This window comes from Rhodococcus sp. NPDC059234 (assembly GCF_042754225.1).
In the GTDB taxonomy this organism is placed as follows: Bacteria; Actinomycetota; Actinomycetes; order Mycobacteriales; family Mycobacteriaceae; genus Rhodococcus_G.
On sequence record NZ_JBHZAH010000035.1, the window covers coordinates 1 to 22,733 of the forward strand.

General features: G+C 70.2%; 21 protein-coding genes. 8 read left to right on the plus strand and 13 right to left on the minus strand.

Annotation, left to right across the window (positions count from 1 at the left end; genetic code table 11):
• Positions 1–100 precede the first annotated feature (100 nt).
• Positions 101–475: a nuclear transport factor 2 family protein gene (locus ACFXGJ_RS10315; RefSeq protein WP_378618547.1), complete on the minus strand. Its 375-nt coding sequence runs from the start codon at positions 473–475 to the stop codon at positions 101–103.
• Between the two features lie 160 nt (positions 476–635).
• Between ACFXGJ_RS10315 and ACFXGJ_RS10320 the strand changes: the two genes are divergently transcribed.
• Complete coding sequence (locus ACFXGJ_RS10320) at positions 636–2,108, plus strand: lipase family protein (protein ID WP_378618550.1); 1,473 nt, start codon at positions 636–638, stop codon at positions 2,106–2,108.
• A gap of 57 nt (positions 2,109–2,165) precedes the next feature.
• Here the strand turns inward: ACFXGJ_RS10320 and leuS are convergent, their stop codons facing one another.
• The gene (gene leuS / locus ACFXGJ_RS10325) at positions 2,166–5,027 is read right to left on the minus strand and encodes a leucine--tRNA ligase (protein ID WP_378618553.1); all 2,862 of its coding nucleotides are present in this window, start codon (positions 5,025–5,027) and stop codon (positions 2,166–2,168) included.
• A gap of 99 nt (positions 5,028–5,126) precedes the next feature.
• On the opposite strand from leuS, the gene ACFXGJ_RS10330 reads away from it, so the two are divergent.
• The gene (locus ACFXGJ_RS10330) at positions 5,127–5,606 is read left to right on the plus strand and encodes an SdpI family protein (RefSeq protein WP_378618555.1); all 480 of its coding nucleotides are present in this window, start codon (positions 5,127–5,129) and stop codon (positions 5,604–5,606) included.
• A 59-nt stretch (positions 5,607–5,665) separates the two neighbouring features.
• Complete coding sequence (locus ACFXGJ_RS10335) at positions 5,666–6,625, plus strand: DUF1648 domain-containing protein (RefSeq protein ID WP_378618558.1); 960 nt, start codon at positions 5,666–5,668, stop codon at positions 6,623–6,625.
• A gap of 7 nt (positions 6,626–6,632) precedes the next feature.
• Here ACFXGJ_RS10335 and ACFXGJ_RS10340 read toward each other — a convergent pair whose 3' ends face one another.
• Complete coding sequence (locus ACFXGJ_RS10340) at positions 6,633–7,493, minus strand: LysR substrate-binding domain-containing protein (protein WP_378618561.1); 861 nt, start codon at positions 7,491–7,493, stop codon at positions 6,633–6,635.
• An 86-nt stretch (positions 7,494–7,579) separates the two neighbouring features.
• Between ACFXGJ_RS10340 and ACFXGJ_RS10345 the strand changes: the two genes are divergently transcribed.
• Positions 7,580–8,584, plus strand: coding sequence for a bile acid:sodium symporter family protein (locus ACFXGJ_RS10345; RefSeq protein WP_378618564.1), 1,005 nt, complete (start codon positions 7,580–7,582; stop codon positions 8,582–8,584).
• A gap of 27 nt (positions 8,585–8,611) precedes the next feature.
• On the opposite strand, the gene ACFXGJ_RS10350 is transcribed toward ACFXGJ_RS10345, so the two are convergent.
• From ACFXGJ_RS10350 to ACFXGJ_RS10385, 8 genes are all read right to left on the minus strand, one after another.
• Complete coding sequence (locus tag ACFXGJ_RS10350) at positions 8,612–9,634, minus strand: aminotransferase class I/II-fold pyridoxal phosphate-dependent enzyme (protein ID WP_378618566.1); 1,023 nt, start codon at positions 9,632–9,634, stop codon at positions 8,612–8,614.
• Positions 9,631–10,674 carry a 3-oxoacyl-ACP synthase III family protein gene (locus ACFXGJ_RS10355; protein WP_378618569.1) on the minus strand — a complete coding sequence of 348 codons (1,044 nt, stop codon included), beginning with the start codon at positions 10,672–10,674 and terminating at the stop codon, positions 9,631–9,633. The genes ACFXGJ_RS10350 and ACFXGJ_RS10355 overlap by 4 nt, the downstream gene beginning before the upstream one ends.
• Before the next feature lies 1 nt (position 10,675).
• Positions 10,676–11,347, minus strand: coding sequence for an SRPBCC family protein (locus ACFXGJ_RS10360; RefSeq protein WP_378618579.1), 672 nt, complete (start codon positions 11,345–11,347; stop codon positions 10,676–10,678).
• On the minus strand, positions 11,344–13,080 hold the full coding sequence (locus tag ACFXGJ_RS10365; protein WP_378618582.1) for a thiamine pyrophosphate-binding protein: 1,737 nt from the start codon (positions 13,078–13,080) through the stop codon (positions 11,344–11,346). The genes ACFXGJ_RS10360 and ACFXGJ_RS10365 overlap by 4 nt, the downstream gene beginning before the upstream one ends.
• 83 nt (positions 13,081–13,163) lie before the next feature.
• Positions 13,164–13,925 carry an anti-sigma factor family protein gene (locus ACFXGJ_RS10370; RefSeq protein ID WP_378618584.1) on the minus strand — a complete coding sequence of 254 codons (762 nt, stop codon included), beginning with the start codon at positions 13,923–13,925 and terminating at the stop codon, positions 13,164–13,166.
• Complete coding sequence (locus tag ACFXGJ_RS10375) at positions 13,922–14,428, minus strand: sigma-70 family RNA polymerase sigma factor (RefSeq protein WP_378618587.1); 507 nt, start codon at positions 14,426–14,428, stop codon at positions 13,922–13,924. The genes ACFXGJ_RS10370 and ACFXGJ_RS10375 overlap by 4 nt, the downstream gene beginning before the upstream one ends.
• Before the next feature lie 107 nt (positions 14,429–14,535).
• Entirely contained in the window at positions 14,536–15,141 is a 606-nt protein-coding gene (locus tag ACFXGJ_RS10380; protein ID WP_378618589.1) for a YqgE/AlgH family protein, read from the minus strand.
• Positions 15,142–15,199: 58 nt separating this feature from the next.
• Positions 15,200–15,898, minus strand: a complete 699-nt coding sequence (locus ACFXGJ_RS10385; protein ID WP_378618592.1) for a TetR/AcrR family transcriptional regulator — start codon at positions 15,896–15,898, stop codon at positions 15,200–15,202.
• Between the two features lie 132 nt (positions 15,899–16,030).
• Between ACFXGJ_RS10385 and ACFXGJ_RS10390 the strand changes: the two genes are divergently transcribed.
• Positions 16,031–16,978, plus strand: coding sequence for an NAD-dependent epimerase/dehydratase family protein (locus ACFXGJ_RS10390; protein WP_378618595.1), 948 nt, complete (start codon positions 16,031–16,033; stop codon positions 16,976–16,978).
• 9 nt (positions 16,979–16,987) lie between these two features.
• Positions 16,988–18,277 carry an MFS transporter gene (locus ACFXGJ_RS10395; protein ID WP_378618596.1) on the plus strand — a complete coding sequence of 430 codons (1,290 nt, stop codon included), beginning with the start codon at positions 16,988–16,990 and terminating at the stop codon, positions 18,275–18,277.
• A 3-nt stretch (positions 18,278–18,280) separates the two neighbouring features.
• On the opposite strand, the gene ACFXGJ_RS10400 is transcribed toward ACFXGJ_RS10395, so the two are convergent.
• Positions 18,281–18,718 carry a hypothetical protein gene (locus ACFXGJ_RS10400; RefSeq protein WP_378618598.1) on the minus strand — a complete coding sequence of 146 codons (438 nt, stop codon included), beginning with the start codon at positions 18,716–18,718 and terminating at the stop codon, positions 18,281–18,283.
• Between the two features lie 175 nt (positions 18,719–18,893).
• On the opposite strand from ACFXGJ_RS10400, the gene ACFXGJ_RS10405 reads away from it, so the two are divergent.
• A complete protein-coding gene (locus ACFXGJ_RS10405) occupies positions 18,894–20,420 on the plus strand; it encodes a DUF4185 domain-containing protein (RefSeq protein WP_378618600.1) in 1,527 nt (508 codons plus the stop codon).
• 17 nt (positions 20,421–20,437) lie between these two features.
• On the plus strand, positions 20,438–21,160 hold the full coding sequence (locus tag ACFXGJ_RS10410) for a hypothetical protein (RefSeq protein ID WP_378618604.1): 723 nt from the start codon (positions 20,438–20,440) through the stop codon (positions 21,158–21,160).
• Positions 21,161–21,180: 20 nt separating this feature from the next.
• Here the strand turns inward: ACFXGJ_RS10410 and ACFXGJ_RS10415 are convergent, their stop codons facing one another.
• Positions 21,181–22,632 carry a CCA tRNA nucleotidyltransferase gene (locus ACFXGJ_RS10415; protein ID WP_378618607.1) on the minus strand — a complete coding sequence of 484 codons (1,452 nt, stop codon included), beginning with the start codon at positions 22,630–22,632 and terminating at the stop codon, positions 21,181–21,183.
• Positions 22,633–22,733: the final 101 nt, after the last annotated feature.

Here is a 22,733-nt window from a genome sequence, read left to right on the forward strand (position 1 = left end):
CCTCCGATGAGGTCGCGGCCCTTGCGTGCTCGCCACACGCTACTGCCAGGCGGTCGCGCCCGCCAGACTTAGCGTGTCCGAGTTGTGTGGATCGTCCGGGTCAGCGCGTGACCATGTCCTCCGGACCCCAGATCGCCTTCATGGTGGTGATCTTGGCGTCGTCGTCGAAGGTCATCACGTCGATGACGGAGATGTCGATCTTCTGCTCGCCCATATGAGTGGTGAGCGTGAAGTTGAATGCCGCGGTGCCGGCCGCGATCTTGACGACGCCGAGCTCCACGGTCTGCTCGAGGGGCTCGATGATGCCGTAGAACTCGCGCAGCGACGCCTCGGTGGTGCGCGGATCGGTGCCCACCGGGTCCTCGACCGTCGCGCCGGGCGCGTACAGCGCGAGCACGTCGTCGACGGTGCCACCGGCCACCGACTTCACGTAGGACTCGATGGTGTTCAGGATGCTCTCGCGTGATGCCGCCATGCCGGAAACCCTTCGTTGACTAGAACTTATTCTAGTCGCGAGGGTACAGGCGACCGCGCCGCCCGTGAGTCTTTCCGGTTCCCGACCGAGACCAATTCGAGTCACAACGCATACCGAGGAACAGGCCGCACGGTTCGTTTCCGGTGTTAGCGTGCCGCACATGCCAGTCCAAGGTCGGGGTCTTTGGGTTCGGATGTCGCTCGCTGCGCTCGCGGCGACCGTTGCGGTCGGGGGTGGTGCGTTCGCGGGCACGGCCTTGGCGCAATCGTCCGGCAGCGCCGGCGGGGAGGGGTCGGTCGGCACCGGGTCGCTGACCGACGGCACCGCCTCGGACGGCACACCCCTGAACGGAACGACCATGATCACCGGCTCGCTCGGGACCGGCTCCGCCGCCGAGTCCCCGCTGGGGTCCGCGATTCCGGGCGTGGTCGGCTCGGTGATCCCGGGGCCGGACCTCGATCCCCCGCCGCCTCTCGAGACGCTGTACGCCAAGATGCTGCCCAAGCCGGTCGGGGATCCGTTCTTCGACGAGTACCCGCCCGGCCTGCCCGGCATGACCAACGGCCAGGTCATCGAGACCCGCGACGTGACTCCGGCCGCCCGGGCACTCCTGCGCGGCCCGGTGCGGGAGGTGCGCCAGATCAAGGTCAAGAGCACCGACTCGGCCGGCGCGCCGTCGTTCGCGACCGCGACGCTCGTCGTGCCCGCCACGCCCTGGCCCGGTCCGGGCCCGCGCCCGGTCCTGGTCAACAACGTGCCGATCAACGGCCTCGGCCGGTCCTGCACCCCGGGACACACCCTCGGCAACGGGATCACGCAGTCGGAGAACTTCTTCGACTTTCTCCGGCCCGACACCGCGAAGGCTGAGGAACGCGGCTACGCGGTCCTCATCCCCGACCACGAGGGCCCCCGGATGGCGTACGCCGAACCCTTCGTCGCCGGGCACGCGATCCTCGACTCCATCCGCGGCCTGCGCACCGTGTTCCCCGCCGAGTTCGGCAGCAGCAAGCTCGCCATGATGGGTTACTCCGGAGGGGCGATCGCGACGCACGGCGCGGTCAAGCTGATCGACACGTACGCCCCCGAACTCGCAGGCGACATCGTCGGCGCCGCGATGGGCGGGGTACCGGCGGACTTCGAGATGCTCGGACGCACCATGAACGGCAACCTCGCCGGCGGACTGTTCCTCGCCGCGGTGTTCGGGATCGCGAGGGAGAACACCGAGATACTGCCGCTGATCAACACTCTCGGACAACAGATGGGCATCACGTCCATCAAGGACCAGTGCGCGAACACCCTCGCCCTCGCCGGCATCCCCGGGATACCCGCCGAGGCGCTCGCAAATATTCGACGCGCTCTGGATTCACCTGTCGCACATGACATCTACACCAAGATGAAGATGGCGGACCGCAAGTCCGGCACCCCGCTGTACATCTACAGCGGCGGTCAGGAGTTCTGGGTCCCGGCGCTCGGGTCGCACAACCTGTACGACGAGCAGTGCCGCTACGGCGTGCGCGCGGTGTACCGGCAGGTACCCGGCGAACACCTCATCGCCGCACTGACCGGGAACCCCGGGGCATTCGACTGGGTCGACGCCCGACTGCGCGGGGAACCGGCCCCGACCGAGTGCTGATTGCACTGCGGCCCCGGCGATCACACGATCACCGGGGCCGCAGCGAGCGCGGTCAGCTCACTTGACGATGTTGACCATCTTGCCGGGAACCACGATCACCTTGCGGGGCGCATTGCCCTCGAGGAACGCGACGATCTTCTCGTCCGCCAGGGCCGCGGCCTCGATGGACTTCGGATCCGCGTCCGCCGCCACCGTGAGCCGGCTGCGCAGCTTGCCGTTGACCTGGATCGGGTACTCGACCGTGTCCGCGACCAGCCAGCGCTCCTCGGCCACCGGGAACGGTCCGTGCGCCAACGACTTCTCGTGCCCGAGCCGCGACCACAGTTCCTCGGCGATGTGCGGGGCGAGCGGGGCCAGCATCAGCACCAGCGGCTCGACCGCCGACCGCGGCGCGCCCTCGGGGTACGCCTTGGTCAGGTGGTTGGTGAGCTCGATCAGCTTCGCGGCGGCGGTGTTGTCCCGCAGCGCCGCGTAGTCCGCGTTCACACCGTCGATCGCCTTGTTGACCGCGCGCAGCGTGTCCTCGGTCGGCTCCGCATCGGTGACCCGCAGTGCGCCGGTCTCCTCGTCGACGACGGTGCGCCAGGCCCGCTGCAGGAAGCGCTGCGCACCGACGACGTCCTTGGTCGCCCACGGGCGCGAGGTGTCCAACGGACCCATGGACATCTCGTAGACGCGCAGGGTGTCCGCACCGAACTCGTCGCAGATCTCGTCCGGCGCAACGGCATTCTTGAGGGACTTGCCCATCTTGCCGTACTCGCGGTTGACCTCGGCGCCCTCGTAGAAGTACTTGCCGTCGGACTCGGTGACCTCGGCGGCGGGCACGTACACCCCGCGACTGTCGGTGTAGGCGAAGGCCTGGATGTAGCCCTGGTTGTACAGGCGCCGGTACGGCTCGGACGAGCTCACGTGCCCGAGGTCGAAGAGCACCTTGTGCCAGAACCGCGAGTACAGCAGGTGCAGCACCGCGTGCTCGACGCCGCCGACGTACAGGTCGAGTCCGCCCGGGTCGTTCGGACCGTGCAGCTCCGGTCGCGGCCCCATCCAGTACTGCTCGTTCTCCTTGGCGCAGAACGCATCCTGGTTGGTCGGATCGATGTAGCGCAGCTGGTACCACGAGCTGCCCGCCCACTGCGGCATCACGTTGGTGTCGCGGTGGTAGCTCTGCATGCCGTCGCCGAGGTCCAGCTCGACGTTGACCCAGTCGGCCGCCTTCGCCAGCGGCGGGGACGGCTCCGAGTTCGCGTCGTCCGGGTCGAAGGAGACCGGCGCGTAGTCCTCGACCTCCGGAAGTTCCACCGGCAGAGCGGATTCCGGAAGCGGGTGTGCGACACCGTCGGCGTCGTAGACGACCGGGAACGGCTCGCCCCAGTAGCGCTGGCGGGCGAACAGCCAGTCCCGCAGCTTGTACTGGATGGTGCCCCTGCCGACCCCGTCCGCCTCGAGCCGCGCGGTGATGGCGGCCTTCGCCTCCGCGACGTTCATCCCGTCGAGGAAGCCGCTGTTCACCAACGGGCCGTCGCCGGTGTAGGCGGCGTCGGTGACGTCGCCGCCTGCGATGACCTCGACGATGTCCAGGCCGAGTGCGGTGGCGAACTCCCAGTCGCGGTGGTCGTGGCCGGGCACCGCCATGATCGCGCCGGTGCCGTAGCCGGTGAGCACGTAGTCCGCGATGAAGACCGGAACCTTGTGCCCGTTGACGGGATTGACCGCGTAGGAGCCCAGGAAGACTCCGGTCTTCTCCTTGCTCTCCTGACGTTCGAGATCGGACTTCGCGGCGATCGCGGCACGGTACTCGGCGACGGCCTCGGCGGGGGTCGCTGCGCCGCGTGTCCAGCGCGGGTCCACGCCCGCCGGGTAGCCGTCCGCGACGAGCTGGTCGACGAGCTCGTGCTCCGGCGCCAGCGTCACGTAGGTCGCGCCGAACAGGGTGTCCGGCCGGGTGGTGAACACCTCGATCCCGTGCACGGTGGCGTCCGCCTCACCGCGCTCGGCGCGGGCGTCGAACCGGACCTGGGCGCCGTGCGAACGTCCGATCCAGTTGCGCTGCATGGACTTGACCTTCTCCGGCCAGTCCAGGTACTCGAGGTCGTCGGTGAGCCGGTCGGAGTACGCGGTGATCCGCATCATCCACTGGCGCAGGTGCTTGCGGAACACCGGGAAGTTGCCGCGCTCACTGCGACCGTCGGCGGTGACCTCCTCGTTGGCCAGCACGGTGCCCAGCCCGGGGCACCAGTTGACCATCGAATCGGACTGGTAGACGAGGCGATACGAGTCGATCACCGCGCGGCGCTCGGCAGCGGAGAGCGACTCCCACGACCGTCCGTCCTCGGGAGTGCGTGCCCCGGAAGCGAACTCGGCCTCGAGCTCCGCGATCGGCCGGGCCCGACCCAGGTCGCTGTCGTACCAGGCGTTGAAGATCTGCAGGAAGATCCACTGCGTCCAGTGGTAGAAGTCCACGTCCGTGGTGGCCAGCGAGCGGCGCTCGTCGTGCCCGAGGCCGAGGCGGCGCAGCTGCCGCTTCATGTTCGCGATGTTCGCCTCGGTCGTGGTGCGCGGATGCGTGCCCGTCTGCACCGCGTACTGCTCGGCCGGCAGGCCGAACGCGTCGTAGCCGAGGGTGTGCAGGACGTTGCGTCCGTGCATGCGGTGGAAGCGCGCGAACACGTCCGTGGCGATGTAGCCGAGCGGATGCCCGACGTGCAGGCCGGAACCGGACGGGTACGGGAACATGTCCTGGACGAAGAGCTTGTCCGCGGGGAGTTCCCCGGCGAGGTCTCCGACCGGGTTCGGTGCGTAGAAGGTGCCGCGCTCGCGCCAGCGCTCCTGCCACTGCTCCTCGATCCGGCCCGCGAGGTCCGCGGTGTATCGGTGCTGAGGGGTCGCCTCGTCCGCTGGCTGCTGCACTGACTCGCTCACGTGATCGCTGTCTTCTCTGGGCTGGGGGTTTAGGTCACCACCAGCCTAAAGCGTCACCCGAAGCGACCCTCGCCTCGGTCCCCGCCGTACCCTGGGACCGTGGTCATCGTCGCAACCGTGCTGTTCGTAGTCGCCCTCGCCGTCGGCGGGGTGGCGGTCGCCGGACTCGTCGGGAAGCTGCCGCGCAACCGCTGGGCCGGCGTCCGGACCGAGGCGACCCTGCGCGACGACGCGACGTTCGCACTGGCCAACAAGGTTGCCGCGCCCGCCCTGCTCGGGTCGGCCGGTCTGCTCGTTCTCGGCGGCGTCGCCGGGCTCATGCTCCCCACCGCGGGCGGCATCGTCGCCGCGGTGGTCGCCGCGGGCGCCGCGCTGATCACGGCGGGCGCCGGTGGGTCCATCGGGGCCCGCGTGGCCGCCGCGCTGCCCGCCGAGGCCGGCGGCTGCGGCCACGACTGCAACTGCGGCAGCGCCCCCGAGCCGGTCGAGGAGAGCGCCGCCGACATCGCGGCCGCGGCCGACTGCGGCATGGACTCCTGCGGCGCCTGCTCCCTGAAGGGCGCCTGCCAGCCGGGCTGAGTGCCCGCCGCCGACCGAACCGCCCGACCTGCGAGCGCGGCCTGGTTGAATCTGCGCCCATGAGCCAAACGCGGACCTTCGATCCGGCCGGTCTCCTGTTCGGCGTCGCGGTCCCGGCGCTCGCCGCCTCCACCGGCCTGCTGCTCACCCGGATGTGGCAGCAGCGCCTGCCCGCCGCGATCGCCACGCACTGGACGGGCGAGACCCCGGACGGCTTCACCACCCTCTGGTCGGCCGCCTGGACCTTCGCGATCGTCATCGTGCTGATCGGCGGTGGCGCCGCCGCGATCGCCGCGCTCGCGGGCGGGCTGCTGATGATGCGCCGCACCATGCTGATCGTCGGGCTGACGGTGGTCGGGCTGATGTTCGCGATCTGGGTGGCACTGCTGCTCGCGCACCTCGACCTCGCCACCGCCGAGGGGGCGCGGCTGCCGACCTCGTCGATCGGGGTGGGGGTACTGGCGGGCGCCGCCGTCGGCCTGCTCGGGGCCGCGTTGCTGCGCGACTACCGGCCCCGCACCCCCGCGACCGACCGACCCGACGCGAGCCTGCCGCGCGGGCCGCTGGACCTGCCGATCGTGGACCGTCGCGGACTGGGTACCGGCACCACCGCCGTGCTGGTCGCGATCGGTGCCGCGATCACCCTCGGCCTGTGCCGGCTCGCCGGCTCGTGGTGGCTGCTCGCGATCTTCCTGCCCGTCTGTGTGCTGGTCGTCGGGCTGTTGCGGTTCCGGGTGACCGTCGACGTGAACGGGATCCGCATCTACAACATGGGCATGTGCGCCCTCGACTACCGGGTCGAGGAGCTCGTCGGCGCGAGGGTCGGCGAGGTCACCCCGTTCAAGGACTTCGGCGGGTGGGGGTTGCGGATCAAGGGTCGCGGCAACTACGGCCTGGTCACCGACACCGGTCCCGCATTGATGCTGACCGCGGCGAACGGCCAGCGGCTGACCGTCAGCACCGACCGGGCCGAGCAGATGGCGGGCGCTCTCAATGCCCTCGCGGACGCCGCGCGCTGACGCCCGATCAGCTGCGGCGCAGTCGGCGCTCGTTGGCGAGGATCGCCGCGGTCAACGCCGCCTCCGGCCCGGTCGCGGGCCGGGAGCGGCGCATCAGCACGAAGTCGGCGTCGCCGGGGTCCGGCAGGACGTGCCCCGGCAGCGGCTCGAGGCCGTCCGGCAGCAACGACTCCGCGTGCACGATGAAGCCGAGGCCGGCGAGCACGGCGGCTCGCAACCCGAGCAGGCTGTCGGTGACGCAGGCCGTCCGCCACACCAGGCCGGCGCGTTCCATCGCCTCCATCGCCGCCCGCCGGGTGATGCTCGGCGGGGGATAGGTGACCAGGGGAACCGGTCCGCTCCCCAACTCGGTGACGTCCGCGCCGGGAGATCCTGCCCACACCAGGCGGTCGCGCCAGACCAGTTCACCGTGCCGTTCTCCGGGCCTGCGCATGCCGAACGCGATGTCGAGCTCGCCCGCCGAGACCTTGGCCCCGAGGTTCTCGCTGAGCCCCACCGTCAGCTCCAGGTCGATCCGGGGGTGGCTCCGGCGGAACTCGAGCAGCACCTCGGGCAGCTCCGCCGCGACCAGGTCGTCGGACGCGCCGAAGCGCAGCAGTCCGGACAGCTCCGACTCGGCGAAATACGTCTCTGCCTGCTGCGACGCGTCGAGGATCGTGCGGGCGAACCCGAGCATCGCGGCGCCGTCGGCGGTGAGCTCCAGGTTGCGGGTGTCGCGGCGGAACAGCTCCCGCCCGACGCTGCGCTCGAGCCTGCCGATGTGGCCGCTGACCGTGGACTGGCGCAGTCCGAGGCGACGGGCCGCGGCTGTGAACCCGCCCGACCGCTCGACGGCGACGAAGCTGCGCAGCAGCACCGGATCCAGCATGCTTCCAGACTTATCACGATTCACGATGGAACTAAACGGCGCCATCGACTTTCACGATGCCTCTGCGCCGGATTAACGTTCAGAGCGTGAAGTTTCTCAGCAGGTTCTACATCGACGGGTTCATCCTGTCGATCATCGCCGTCGCCGTGCTGGCCAGCATCTTCCCGGCGACCGGCAGCGGCGAGACCGTGCTGAGCTGGGCCACCAAGATCGCCATCGGCTTCCTGTTCCTGCTCTACGGCGCCCGGCTGCATCCCCGCGAAGCCCTCGAGGGCCTCAAGCACTGGCGCCTGCACTCGGTGGTGTTCGCCTCCACCTTCGTGCTGTTCCCGCTCGTCGGCCTGGCCCTGCACGTGCTCGTGCCGTCGGTCCTGACCGACGACCTGTACACGGGTGTGCTCTACCTGTGCCTGGTCCCCTCCACGGTGCAGTCCTCGATCGCGTTCACCTCGATCGCCCGCGGCAACGTCGCGGGCGCCATCGTCAGCGCGTCCGCCTCCAACCTCATCGGCGTGTTCGTCACCCCGATGCTGGTCATCCTGCTGATGAACACCACCGGCGAGGCGCACGTCGACGCGTCGTCCATCGTCGACATCGTGGTCCAGTTGCTGATCCCGTTCATCGTCGGCCAGCTGATCCGGCCCTGGGTCAAGGACTTCCTGAAGAAGTACGCCGAACCGACCAAGCTCGTCGACCGCGGCTCGATCCTGTTGGTGGTGTACTCCGCGTTCAGCGCGGGGATGGTCGAGCACGCCTGGTCGGGGCTGTCGGTGTGGCGGGTGGTCGCACTGGTCGCGGTCTGCTGCGGCATCCTCGCGATCGTCATCGGCGCGACCGCGTTCGCCGGGCGGGCGCTGGGCTTCTCCCTGCCGGACCGCATCGTGATCATCTTCTGCGGCTCCAAGAAGAGCCTCGCCACCGGCCTACCCATGGCCTCGGTGCTGTTCGCCGGTCAGCCCGTCGGACTGATCGTGCTGCCGCTCATGATCTTCCACCAGATCCAGCTGATCGTCTGCGCGGCGTTGGCGCAGCACTTCGCCAAGCGCACCGACCCGGACGCGGTCGACGCCGGCGCCGCAGCTGCCGGCTGACCTCCCCCGATGTCACATCGGTTCGCGTCAGTCGACCCAGTGTGACATCGGGGAGGTGGGGGTGAGGGCGTGCAGGACGGCACGACCCGCGATCGGGTCCCCGACGGCGATGCGCACCGCCCCCGACGGGTAGGTCTTGGCGGCCACACCCGCATCGGCCAGCCGCGCGGCCACGCGCCGACCCGACGCGGGCAGGTACAGGAAATTGGCATGGCTGCACGGGGTCTCGATGCCGACGGCGGACAGCTCGGCACGCATCCGATCGCGTTCGGTGTTGATCGCGCGGACCCGCTCGGCCAGTTCGGACTGCGCCTCGAACGACGCCCGGACCGCAGGCTCCGCGAGGCCTCCGATCCCGAACGGCAGCTGCAACCGGTGCACCCGCTCGACCAGCTCGGACACCCCGAAACCGTATCCGATTCGCAGCGCCGCCAACCCGTAGGCCTTCGAGAAAGTCCGTAGCACAAGAACATTCGGGAACCTGCCCACCAGCTTCCGGGAATCCACGGTCAACGCGGGCGCCACGAACTCCACGTACGCCTCGTCCAGTACCACGACGACATGGTCGGGTACGGCCGCCAGGAACTCCAGCAGGGCGTCGGCACCGACGACCGTGCCGGTCGGGTTGTGCGGCCGGCACACCACCACCAGCGCGGTGCGATCGTCGACCGCCTCTGCCATGGTCGCGAGGTCCTGCTGCCCGTCCGGTCGCAGCGGGACCGCGACCTGCTCGAGCCCGACCATCGACGCCAGAATCGGGTATCCGTCGAAGGTGGGTGACGCGTACACGATTCGTTGGCCGGGCCGGGCCAGCGCCTGCAAGGCCTGCAATGCCACCCCGGTCGCGCCCGCCCCGACCACCACCTGCGCAGGATCGAGCCCGAGCCGCCCGGCTATCAACGCGGGCAGTCTGTGTGGCAGGAACTCCGGATATCGGTTGGCCCGTGCCACGGCCCGCTCGAGGGCGCGGCGCACCGACCTCAGTGGCCGGAACGGGTTCTCGCTCAGCGCCAGTTCGAACCTCGGAGTGTCGAGTGCCAGTATGCTCATCGGACCGCGACCCCCGCGCCGTCGGGCGCCGCGCCCCACCGTATCGCCGCCGCACCGGCGAAGTCGCCCGCGTGCGCGAAGGCCGACATCAGCACCAGCGAGCCGTTCGGGATCCGTCCGGCCCGGTTCTCCACGTCCAGGGTCACCGGGATGCCCGCCCCGAACAGGTTGCCGCACTCGTCGAAGGTGTCGGGATGCCGATCCTTCGGAAGTTCCAGTGCATCACGCCAATTACGCAGGAACAGCCGGTTCGGCTGGTTGGTGACGAAGGTGTCGACGGTCCTCGGCTCGATGCCGAGCCGGTCGCACAGCGCGAGCGAGATCTCCGGGACCAGCCGGTTTCCGCGAGCGAAGATCTTCGCGATCTTGCTCTCCGTGAACGAGATGCGATACTGCCCGGTGCCGGGCTCCCAGTACTTGCGCGGCGGGTCGACCTCGCCGGTCATGTCACCGAAGAACTCACCGTAGGAACGACATTCGGTACCGAGTAGGGGCGCGCCGTCGGACAGGGTGAGCAGGCCGACGCCGCATCCGTCCCCGGGCACGGGTGCCTGCGCCAGCCCACGGACCTCGGTCTGCGTGAACACCTGTCCGGCACAGTTCTGCGTGGCCGCGACGAGGGCGCTGCGCCCACCACCGCTCCGGAGAATCTGTGCCGCGATCTGCATCATGTAGACGAACGAGGCGCAGCCGCTGTTGTGTACGTCGATCACCCAGGCCGGCTGGGCGCCGAGCCGGTGCGCCACCTCACCGCCGCACCCGACCACCGCCAGGTCGGGGAGCTGGGTGTGGGTGACGACCACGTCCACGTTCGCGAGCACGTCGGCGCCGTGCCGCTCGACCAGTGGCGCCGTCGCGCGAATCACCATGTCCGCGGCGGTCTCGTCGGCCGCGACGTGATGCCGGAACCTGGGGGCCCGGAACATCGGCCCCTTCGGCTGACGCCTGTCCTTCGAGAACTCGAGGAAGTACTCGGCGGGCACCCGATTCTCCGGCAGGTAGCTGGCGACGTCCACGAGACTGACGGTGGGCGTGTTCATCTCACTGCATCCACTCGGGCGTGACCGGCAGGCCGTTCGCGTGCCGGTACTCGGCGATGGCCTTGAGGTTGTGCAGTTCGATCAGGTGACCCGCGGCAAACATGTCCCACAGGTCGCCCACCCACGTCGTGCGGTCGGCGGGTGCGGTCTCCGGGAACGGGTTGTGGTCGTAGAACGGATGGCGGCAATTGGTCCACAACACAACGGATCCCGGCTTGTCGAGCACCACCTGGGCGTCGACCACCCGAATCAGGTAGATCATCCACAGGTGCGCGCCCTGGTCCCAGGCGCAGTGGTAGTCGACCGTCATCGCCTCGTGGTTCGCGACGGTGCGGGTGTAGATCTTGGTCTGGTCGTTGCCCATCCGGTCGTAGGCCAGCCACAGGCCCGCCTCGTCGGTCTCGGTGAATCCGCGCAGGCTTCCCGTCCACTCCTCGAGGCTGCGGGTCTGCGCGAGGTAGTCGTACAGCTGCCGTGGGGGACAGTCGACGTAGTCCTGGACGGTGACGTAGTCGCCGTAGATCTGCTCGTGCGGGTACACCGAGCGGAGCATGTCGACGACCATCGCGGTGCCCTCCGCCGGGCTGGTGTTCTCGATCCGGTACACGCCCGGAATCAGCGAAGGGTCGATGTCGTTGAGCGCGGACAGGGCAGCGGTGCGGCTGGTGGTCACGGGTGTACTCCTTCTCGACTGGATCGCCGAACGCGGGTCATCGGCGCGTCCGGTGTGGACAGGAACGGCAGGAAGGGCGGGATCTCGTCCGGATCGCAGGTGACGGCGACGAACGCAGGCCCGAGCGAACGGGCGGCCGCGGCCAGTGCGCCGTCCAGCTCGGCCACCGAGGACGCGCAGTAGGTGTCGAGGGTGGGGAACATCGCCGTGATGCCCTCGCCGATGAAAGTCGGTTGAAACCTGTTGAAGCTGTATCGGTTCTCGTACAACAGCTGCTCGCGGGTCACGCACATCGCGTGCGCGTTGTTGTTGAACACGACGAAGGTCACCGGCAGGCGATGCTCGACCGCCGTGTGTATCTCCATGCCGTGCATGTAGAAGGCGCCGTCGCCGGCGATCACGAAGGTCCGGCGCCTGCGTCCGAAGCACGAGCCGATTCCCGCACCGAATGCGTAGCCCATCCCCCCCATGCCGAGCGCGACGACGAATCGGCCCCCTCCGCGCGCCGAGAGATGGTGCACCACTGCAGCTCCGGTGTTCCCGGCGTCGGCGAAGACGTCCGTTCCCGCCGGCAGGTGCCGTTCGATCGCCGCCACCGCGTCGCGATAGCGCAGTCCCGGGCCGGTCGCGGCGGGGACCCGCAGACTCGTCAGGCCCGGCGGCTGGGTCGCGGCGGGGGACGACGTCGGACCGACCGGTCCGAGCGCGTCGACGAGCAGGCGCAGGGAGGACCGCAGGTCGACGGTGACGGCGTGCGTCGACGGCACGTACGGTGGTGCGTACCCGAGCGACGCGATCGGCGTGCTGCGCAACCCCTCGTCGAGGCCGGTCCGTGCCATCACCGGCATACGAGTGCCGATCAGCAGACACAACTCCGAGTACCGCAGCGCGTCAACGAGTTCCGGATGCCCCATACTGCCGGCGACCCCGCAGTAGCCGCGACCGGCTGGGTCGACGACGTCCTTCGCGTCGGGGGTGACGCCGACGGCGGCGTCGAGGACCGCGACGAGGTCCGCCAGCTCGCGCCGGGCGCCTGCGCGGGCCACCTCGTCACCGGCGATCACGAGCACCTTGCCACGCCGGCGTGCCGCCACGACCCGACCCACGAGCCGCTCCAGTCCGACCTTGTCCACCGCGACGGCCGGTCTGGGCGTGATCGGCGGGCACTGGTCGGGGGCGATCGGGGACTGCTGGACGTCCTTGGGCAGCAGCAGCACGGCGGGCCCGCCGCGCAACGCCGCCGACACCGCCCGGTTCAGATGCTTCCCGACGTCGGCCGCCGTCTCGACCCGCGCGCAGTAGCGCGACACCTCGCCGAACAGCCGGACCGCGTCGATCGAGCCCGCCCGCCCACTCGAGTCCTGGAAGCCACCGTGACCCTCGAGCGCGGTCGGAGCTTGACCGACCAAGGCCAGCAACGGAACCCGTGAGGTAAAGGCCTCGCCGAGGCCGGCGATCAGGTTGAGCGCGCCGCCGCCGGAGGTTGCCATCACCACGCCGAGCCGACCGGAGGTGCGGGCGTAGCCGTCGGCCATCGTCGCGGCGGAGAACTCGTGTTTGGCGACGACTCCGGTGATGTTCCTGTGGGTGTAGAACAGCGCGTCGTAGACGTCCTCGATGTTCGCTCCGTCCACCCCGAAGACGTGCGCAACTCCGTAGGCGGCGAGGGCGTCCACCAGGTAGTCGACCACGCGGGTGTCGCCTCGTCGCACGACCGGTACGGCCTGTCTCATCGGTACACCTTCCCTGTGCACTCCTGCGTGCACTGGTAGGTACGGTTCAACGCTACGAATGGTTCAGATCTGCCGGACGAATATCAGAACGTGCTGGTGAGCAGCACCTGATTCGTTGCCACCGAACGGATGTCGACGCGGTCGACCCACAGCATCGGGACGCTGGTGGTCGCCGACGGTGTCACCGTCTGGCCCGCCACGGCGGTCCATGTCGCCAGTTGCTCGGTGTCCCCGTTCTTGTCCGTCATCACCATCGCGTACTCGCTCTTGTCGGTGCCGTATCCGCCCCCGGGAGGCGCGGCGTAGCGGCAGGTGACGTCGATACGGGTGCCCCAGTCCTGCTCGACGATCGAGACGTCGGCGGTCAACGGACTCTCGGTGACCGGAATCATCGGCTGGGCGACCACCGGCGCGGACGGTCCGTGCGGGGCGTTCGGTGACGGCCCCTCGGTCTGCGAGGGCAGTACCGCCACCCCGACACCGACCGCGGCAGCGACGACCGCGGCAGCCGCCACGGCGAGCACCGCGTACCGGGCACGCCGCCGCGGCGGTTGCGAACGCTCGATCAGCTTCGGCAGCAGGTCTGCGGGGGGCTCGTCGGCGGGGGACTCGTCCGCGGGGGCATCCGTCGCGGGGCCCGCGGCGGGGGCCGAACCGAGCTCGAGTGCCGTGTCCACCGGCACCTTCGACAGCAGGGCAGGCATGCCCGCGACCTCCGCGACCTCGACCGAGCACCGGACGCAGGTGGCGAGGTGATGCTCGAACTCGTCGCGATCGGCGGCACTGAGCGAGCCGAGGACGTAGGCGGCGCCCCAATGGGCGTACGGATCCATCTCGATGGTCACTGCGTCACCCCCATTTCCTGCAGAATCAGCCGAAGTGCCCTCAGCGCGTAGTGCATCCGCGACTTCACGGTGCCCTCCGGGATCTCGAGGTCGTCAGCGATCTGATGGGTCGACATCCCTCGGTAGTACGAGCGGACCAGTACGCCCCGATGCTCCGGCGAGAGCGCGGCGAGCGCATCGGCAATCAGCCACGAGTCCAAGGCGGCATCGGTCGCATCCGGGCTCGACTGCTCCGGCGGGTTGTCCGTCCCGATCTCCCGTTTCGACCTGGCGCTGCGGAAGTCGTCGAAGATCATGTTCCGCGCGACGGTGAACAGCCAGGCGCGTGCGGAGTTCTCGCTCTGGTCCAGCACCCGGGGGCGTTGCCAGGCCCGCAGCAGGGTCTCCTGGACCACGTCCTCGGCCCGCGCCCGATCACCGGTAAGTCGCATGGCGTATCTCCACAGGGCCGACGCATGCTCGCCATACAGAACACGCATGAGTTCTGCCTGGTCCTCCGGCATCGGACACCTCCAGCCGTACTCACGATACAAAGGCTGGAAGGGTTCAGGTACCGCTCAGCCGCTCGGCCCCCGACGGTCGGTCGTCGGGTGCGGGCTGCAGGGCAGGGTCAGTTGCGCTCGACGTCGATGGGGTGGGTGGCGAGCAGGGCGAGGGGCAGCGGCTGGCGGCGCAGCACCTGCGCCCACAGGTCCGCGCGGGGCGGGCCGATGACGTCCGACGGCAGCGCGGACACCACCATCCAGTCGTCGCGCTGCAGCTCGCTGTCGAGCTGTCCCATGGTCCAGCCCGAGTAGCCGGCGAACACCCGCGCACCCTCGATCAGAGGACCGACCTGGTCGGGGTCGCTGTCGAGGTCGACCATCACCACCCGACCGTCCACCCGGCGCAGGCCGGACACGCCGTCGATGCGGGCACCGGTGCGCAGCGTGGCCAGGCAGAGTGCGGCGTCGCGCTTGACCGGACCCCCGATGTAGAGCGCCTGCGGCCGGGCGCACAGCCCGGCCCACTGGGGCAGCACCGTCTGCACGGCGGTCTCCGAGGCGCGGTTGATGACCACCCCGAGGCTGCCGGCGTCGTTGTGTTCGATCACGTAGACCACGGTCCGCCGGAACGCCGGTTCGGTGAGGTCGGTGGCGGAGACCAGCAGGCTGCCGGGGCGCACGACCGGTTCTGTCGATGCCGTGCGATCGTCGGGTTCCTCAGCGTGCTCCACCGGGTAATCATCGCATCGCGAACCCGCCCGTGCGCCGCGCGAGGGCGGGGCGCCGACTTCAGGGACGCAGGCCGACGATCTCCCCGAGCACGGACAGGTGGTGGTCGAACAGGTCGCGAGGATCGGTGAAGGTATCGGCTCCGTACTGCCCGAAGACCTCGAAGTTGACGGCCCCGAACAGCGACGACCACGCCAGCACGCCGCGCGCGAGCACCTCGTCCGGCAGGTCGAGCCCCATCTCGGCCCGGATGCCGCGCAGGTTCTCGCGCAGCGACGCGGTGATCGGGAGTTCGGGCGGATCGGCCAGCAGGCCGGCCCGCTGCGCGTCGCCGAAGATCGCCACCAGCGCCACGATGACACGGGTGCCGGGTCCGGTGGTCCGATCGGCGGGGGCCTGGTAGCCGGGCACCGGACTGCCGAACAGCAGCCCGTAGGAGGCCGGTTCGCGCAGGGCCCACTCCCGGACCGCGTGCCCGAGCGCGCGCAGTCGAGCCTGCGGGTCGCCGGCGGGCACCGGCTCGACCGCCGCGTCGACGGCGTCGCCCAGCTCGGTGTAGCACTCGACCACGAGCAGCGTGAGCAGGTCGTCGCGACTCTTGACGTAGCGGTACACCGCGGAGGAGACCACGCCCAGGTCGCGCGCGACCGCCCGCAGCGACAGGGCCGCCGCCCCGTCACGGGCCAGGTGGTCGCGGCCGATCCGGGTGATGTCGGCCAGGGTCTGCTCGCGGGCGCGCTGTCTCGGGGTACCGGTCACGGCCCCCAGCCTGACCCGGTGAGCGAGCACCGTCAACTTTGGAGAGCACTGCTCTTGACTCGTCGCACGCGGGGGTGCATCATTGATTTCGAGAGCAGTGCTCTCTAATTCGATTCGAGAACGGAGATCGCGATGTCGACACTGCAGGTCGTGACCGGGGCGGGTCCCGTCGGATGGACGGTCGCCCATCAACTCGCCGAGCGTGGAGACCGGGTCCGGGTGCTCACGCGCTCGGGATCCGGACCCGACCATCCCCACGTCGAGCGGATGCGGGTCGACGTCTCCGAGCCCGGCGCACTCGAAGCGGCGTTCGACGGCGCGGACGCCGTCTACCACTGCACGCACGGGTCGGTGTACTCCGCCGCGGCATGGCGACGCGAACTGCCCGCCACCGAACGTGCGGTGCTCGACGCCGCGGGCCGGGCCGGATCGGTCGTCGTGTTCCCGGAGAGCCTCTACTCCTACGGCCCGGTCGACGGCCCGATCACCGAGGACACCCCGCGCGCCGCCACCACCGGAAAGATGGGAGTGCGCACCGAACTCCTTCGGCAGCGCGCCGATTCGGCGACTCCGACGGTGAGCGTCGCGGCCTCCGACTTCTTCGGCCCGCACGCGCTGATGGCTCACGCCGGTGAGCGGATGGTGCCGGTCGTCTTGGCGGGCAAGACCGTTCGGGTGATGGCCGCCCTCGACGTCCCGCACTCGTTCACCTACGTGCCCGACCTCGCCGCCGCGATGATCGCCGCGGCCGAGAACCCGACACTGTGGAACAGCGTGCTGCACGCGCCGACCGGACCGGCGCTCACCCAGCGGCAGATGGTCCACGCCTTCGCCGCGGCGGCGGGCGTCGACAACCCGAAGGTCGGGGTGCTGCCCGCGTGGGCGGTCCGCGCCGTCGGCGCGGTGCACGCGCCGACCCGCGAGCTCGCCGAGATGCTCTACCAGTTCGAGCGCCCGTTCGTCCTGGACTCGACCCGCAGCGAGCGGCTCCTCGGGCTGGCGCCGACCCCGCTGGCCGAGGCAACCACCGCGACCGTGGCGTGGTGGCGGGCACGCGACGCGGCACCCGCCCCGCGATAGGGTCGTGCGGTGGCGACGGCACCCCGGGGACTTCCGCGCGGGGTGCTCCGCCGCTCGCCCGGACTGCTCCGCCTCACGACCGTCCGGTTCGCCGGCCAGTTCGGCGACGGCCTCTTCCAGGCCGCGCTGGGGGGCGCCATTCTCTTCAACCCGGAACGCCAGACCGACCCGCTGGCCATCGCCGCCGGATTCGCCGTTCTGCTGCTGCCCTATTCGCTGCTCGGACCGTTCACCGGCGCGCTGCTCGACCGCTGGGACCGGCGTGCGGTCCTGATGTGGGCCAACCTCCTGCGCGGCGCGCTGATCGTGGTGGCGGCGGTGCTCCTGCTGCTCAACGCCCCGAACACGCCGCTGCTGCTGGTCGCGCTCGCGGCGGTCGGGGTCAGCCGGTTCGTGCTCGCCGGGGTGTCCGCCGCATTGCCGCACGTGGTGCGCCAGTCCTGGCTGGTACCAACGAATTCCGTTCTCGCCACCGCCGGATCGGCGGTGGCCGCCGCCGGGGCGGGCACGGCGGTCGCGATCGTCGAACTGCTCGGCGGCGGGGACTGGAGTTCCGGGGTGGCGGTGGCGGCCGCCACTGCCGGTTCCGTGGTCGGCGCGGCCGCGGCCGCCGGGTTCCCGACCCACGGCCTCGGTCCCGGAGAGGCGGAGCTGACGGTGGCCGGCCCCACCCGACTGGCGGCCCTGCGCGCGGTCGCGGCGGGCCTGCGGACCGGGGCGACCGCCGTCTGGCAGGCCCCCGGGGTGACCACCGCGATGATCGGCATCGGCGCTCATCGCATCGTGTTCGGGGTGAACACCCTGGTGATGGTGTTGGTGCTGCGCGATCCGGCCGCGTCGAGTTCACTGCCCGGCGGGCTCGCCGGGTTCGGGGTGGCGGTCGGCGCCACCGCCGCGGGCATGCTCGCCGCCGCCGCCGCGACCCCGTTCCTGATTCCCCGGCTCGGACGATCGCGGACCGTCGCGGCCGGTCTGATCGCGGCGATCGCGGTGCAACTCGGGCTGATCACCGCGCTGACCCCGCCGATGCTGCTGGTCGGCGCGTTCCTGCTCGGATTGGCGGGACAGACGATCAAGCTGACCGGCGACGCGGCCATGCAGATCGACATCGACGACGCCAGGCGCGGGCAGGTGTTCGCGCTGCAGGACACGGTGTTCAACATCGCGTTCATCGCCGCGATCGCCGCCGCCGCGACGGTGATCGCCCCCGACGGCCGGTCCCTGGGCCTGGTTCTCGCGGGTGCAGGGGTGTACGCACTCGGACTGGCGGGGGTCGGGGCGAATTCGCTGCGCCGCTAGCCCTCACGCGTCTGGGTCGACGGTCCGCGGGTGGTGCCGCCGGATCGTGTCGAGGCGGCCGTCACCGTCCGTGTCGGTCAGCGACGCGTCCGCCCGCCCGTCGAGGTCCTCGTCCACCACCAGCGTGTGTCGGTCGGCGCCCCACCACCATCCGCCCGGGTCCGGTGCGTCCGTTCCGGCGGGCACCTCTCGCTCCCAGGTGCCGAGGCCACTCGGATCCGTGAAGTAGCGGGCGGCCTGCGTTCCGACGTCGAGGACGGACCGGTCGGCACGGCCGTCGCCGTCGCTGTCCCAGAGCGCGTCGTCGAGCAGTCCGTCGCCGTCGAAGTCGAGGACGACGGCGTCCGGTGTGGCGGGATCACCGAGATCGACGTCCGCCTCCGACACCCAGCTGTGCGGATCGCCGTCACCGGTCCCGAACGCGTACTCCAGCAGGCTCATACGTGTTGGACGCGAGAGCCCTGCGAACGGTTCCCACCACACCCGCGAACTGCACGAGCGTCGAAAGTGTTGTCCGCCCACCGATCGACGGCAACGAGGCGAAGAAGGCAGCGCTGGTAAATTGTCCGCAACTCGCATGGCGCGCGGCCATGCCGACCGGGGTTACGGGGGCACCATGTTCCAACGGATCGGATCACCACTGTGCGCGCTGGCGCTGGCTGCATCGGGCTCGCTCCTGGCGGTCGGGCCCGCGGCCGCCGCGCCAGCTGCGCCCCCGACAAACGCCTGCGGCGAGGTGGGCTTCGACCCGTCCTCGAAGGGCGGCGACCAGTCCGCACTGCCCGGCAGCCTGGACGTCAAGATCCCGTGGCCCGAGATCGTCCCGGTCCCGGTTCCCGACCCGCCGCAGGACCAGACTCGGGTGCCGCAGGCCCCGCTGCCCGCGGACCCGTGCGCGGACCCGTGCCCCGACATCACCGACGCCACACCCGAGCAGCCCGAATCCGGTTCAGCGGGGTCATCCGGCTCGGCGTCGAACGAGTCGGGTTCGTCCTCGTCCGGGTCGGGGGCGTGGGGATCGTCGGTGCCGCGCTTCTCCATCGGACCCGACCCCGAACCCATCCCCATCCCGATTCCCGGCCCCGGCCAACCACTTCCACCCGCGCCGGCCCCGCAGTCCCCGCCGGTCGAACCCGCACCGGTCGCCGGCGCGGCGGCCGCGCCGAAGGTCGGTGACGCCACGCTCGTCTCGCAGTTGACCGGGCACGGCTCGATCAACCGCACCGACAAGCGCTGGCAGGTCAACGGGACCGACCTGGGCATCACCTGGGAGTCCAAGCCGGGCGAGGTCGCGGTGGTCTTCGGCGACACCTTCGGCAAGGACTGGGCGCCGCCGGGCGCCAACGGGCAGGACTGGCGGTCGAATGTGCTGGGGCACAGCACCGATCGAAACCTCGCCGACGGCATGACCATCGACTCCATGGTGCAGGACAGCCGCTGCCACGCCGTCGAAGTGCTCGGCAGCCGCAAGATCAAGAACTGGGAGACCACCACCATCCCGACCTCCGGTTTCGCGATCGGCGACCGGCAGTACATGAGCTACATGTCGGTTCGGCGCTGGAGCATGATCCCCGGCATGTGGTACACCAACCGCGGCGGCATCGCGTACTCCGACGACCAGGGCCAGACCTGGACCAAGGACCCGTATGCCCAGTGGGAGAACATCTTCGGCCTCAATCATTTCCAGGTGGCCAGCATGGTCCCGGCCGGCGACCACGTGTACATGTTCGGCACCCCCAACGGCAGGCTCGGCACCGTCGCGGTGGCCCGAGTGCAGAAGGACCAGGTCCTCAACAAGACCGCCTACCAGTACTGGAAGGACGGGAACTGGACGCCGATCGGGGAGTCGGCGCCGACACCGATCCTCAGCGGTACCGCCGCCGAACTGTCGGTGCGCTACGACGAGTCCCGCGGGCTCTGGCAGATGAGCTACCTGGACACCATCGCGGGCGCAATCGTGTTGCGCCAGGCCACAAGTCCGCAGGGAGCCTGGACCGACGGGGCTCCGATGGTTCTCTCCGCCGACTACCCGAAGATGTACGGCGGCTTCATCCACCCGTGGTCCACCGAACACGATCTGTACTTCACGATGTCCGAGTGGGACAGCTACAACGTCTACCTGATGCACGCGAAATTGAACTGACGACTATCGTCCCCCGGGTGGGCGCCGAAAGGTCGTGGACCTCGCTGGCATCGGATTGGCTCGATCCGGTGGCGACGCTCGGTGCCGGTACGACGACCGCGCTGCTGCCCGACACCCTGGTGACAGTGGTCAGCTCCGGGATCGCGCGGCGCTACGTCGGACGACGAATCACCGTGAGCCCGCAGGGTGTCCCGATGACGGCGCTGCTCGGTTCGCTGCGCATCCGCCGCCGCGGGGCGCACCTGCAGTCCCGCGTCCGGCTGACGGACGTCGAGTGGAGCGGCCCGCCGGTCACCGAACTGACCGCGGTGGCCAACGGCGTGCGCCTGGTGCCCGGCGCACCGTCGCGCGTCCACACCGCACAGATCGACGTGCAGGGGCGGATCGCGGTGCCCGACCTGCTGGACTGGATCAACGGGCAGGGACACGGCTGGACCGTGTGCGACGGTGAGTCGGGCCTGTTCCACGCCGAGCACCGCGACCGCCGACTGCGGGCCGTCGTCGATGCGATGCTGATCGACGACAAGGTGCAGATCGGGGTGTTCGAGGCGCGGTGGCGCGGACTGCCGGTACCGCGCCGGTACCTGCGGGCGCGGGCGGTTCCGCTGCCCGCGCTGCCGCACGGGATCCGCGGTGTCAGCGCCGCACGCGACGGCGACGTCGTCACCTTCACCCTCGAAGTACCCAGCCTCACGGCTTCTTTCGACTTCACGCAGCTGATCCGCGCGGTCACCGGCTGAGGGGATCGCCCCGGCGGCGCTCAGTGCTCGGTGGAGGCCCACCACTTCAGCAGTTCGGCCTCGGCCTCCTCGCGGGGCAGCGGTCCCCGGTCCAGGCGCAGCTCCTTGAGGAAGGTCCACGCCTTCCCGACCTCGGGTCCCGCCGGGATACCGAGCAACTCCATGATCGCGTTGCCGTCGAGGTCGGGCCGGACCCGCGCCAGGTCCTCCTGCTCGGCCAGGAGCGCGATCCGCCGCTCGAGGTCGTCGTAGGTGGCCTGCAGCTTCGCCGCCCGGCGCTTGTTGCGGGTGGTGCAGTCGGCGCGGACCAGCTTGTTCAGCCGGGGAAGCAGGTCGCCGGCGTCGGTGACGTAGCGGCGCACCGCCGAGTCCGTCCACTGCCCCTCGCCGTACCCGTGGAAGCGAAGGTGCAGGAACACCAGCTGGGCGACGTCGTCGACCATCTGCTTGGAGTACTTGAGCGCCCGCATCCGCTTGCGCACCATCTTCGCGCCGACCACCTCGTGGTGGTGGAAACTGACGCCGCCGCCCGGCTCGTTGCGCTTGGTGTCCGGCTTGCCGATGTCGTGCAGGATCGCGGCCCAGCGCAGCACGAGGTCGGGGTCGCCGTCCTCGAGATCGATCGCCTGCTGCAGCACCGTCAGCGAGTGCTGATAGACGTCCTTGTGCTGGTGGTGCTCGTCGATCTCGAGCTCCATGTTCGGGATCTCCGGGAGCACCCGGGCGGCCAGGCCCGTCTCGCACATGACGTTGATGCCGTCGACGGGGTACTCGCCGAGGATCAGTTTGTCGAGCTCCGCGTGCACGCGTTCGGCGGTGATCCGGTCGATCTGTCCGGCCATGTCCACGATCGCCTGGTGCACCCGCGGCGTCAGGGCGAAGCCGAGCTGGGAGACGAACCGGGCGGCCCGCAGCATCCGGAGCGGGTCGTCGTTGAAGGAGATCTCGGGGGCGGCGGGGGTGTCGAGGACGCCCGCCAGCAGGTCGTCCATGCCACCGAGCGGGTCGACGAACTCCTGGCCGCCGTCCGCGCCGATCCGCACCGCCATCGCGTTGACCCGGAAGTCGCGGCGGATCAGGTCCTCGTCGAGGCTGGTGCCGTAGCGGACCTCGGGGTTCCGGGTGACCCCGTCGTAGGCGTCGGTGCGGAAGGTCGTGATCTCGATCTGCTGATCGGACTTCGCGGCGCTGATGGTGCCGAAGTCGATGCCGGTGTCCCACTGGTTGTCGGCCCAGCCCTTGAGCAGCGCCTGCACCTGCTCGGGGCGCGCATCGGTGGTGAAGTCGAGATCGGTGCCGAGCCTGCCCAGCACCGCGTCCCGCACGCTCCCGCCGACCAGGTACAACTCGTGTCCCGCGGCGGCGAATCGCGCACCGAGCGGAGTCAGCACGTCCGAGAGGGCGCGCAGGGTCTCGGTCGCGGAGGCGAGAAGTCGTGCGCGTCGGTCGGCGTCGGGAGTAGGGGAAACCACGACTGTGCAGCTTACCGACGCTGCGGGCCGGCTCCGCCGCCGCGGACACCGCACGCCCGTCACCCGGTGTGGGATTCGGGCCTGGTCGGGCGGGACAACTA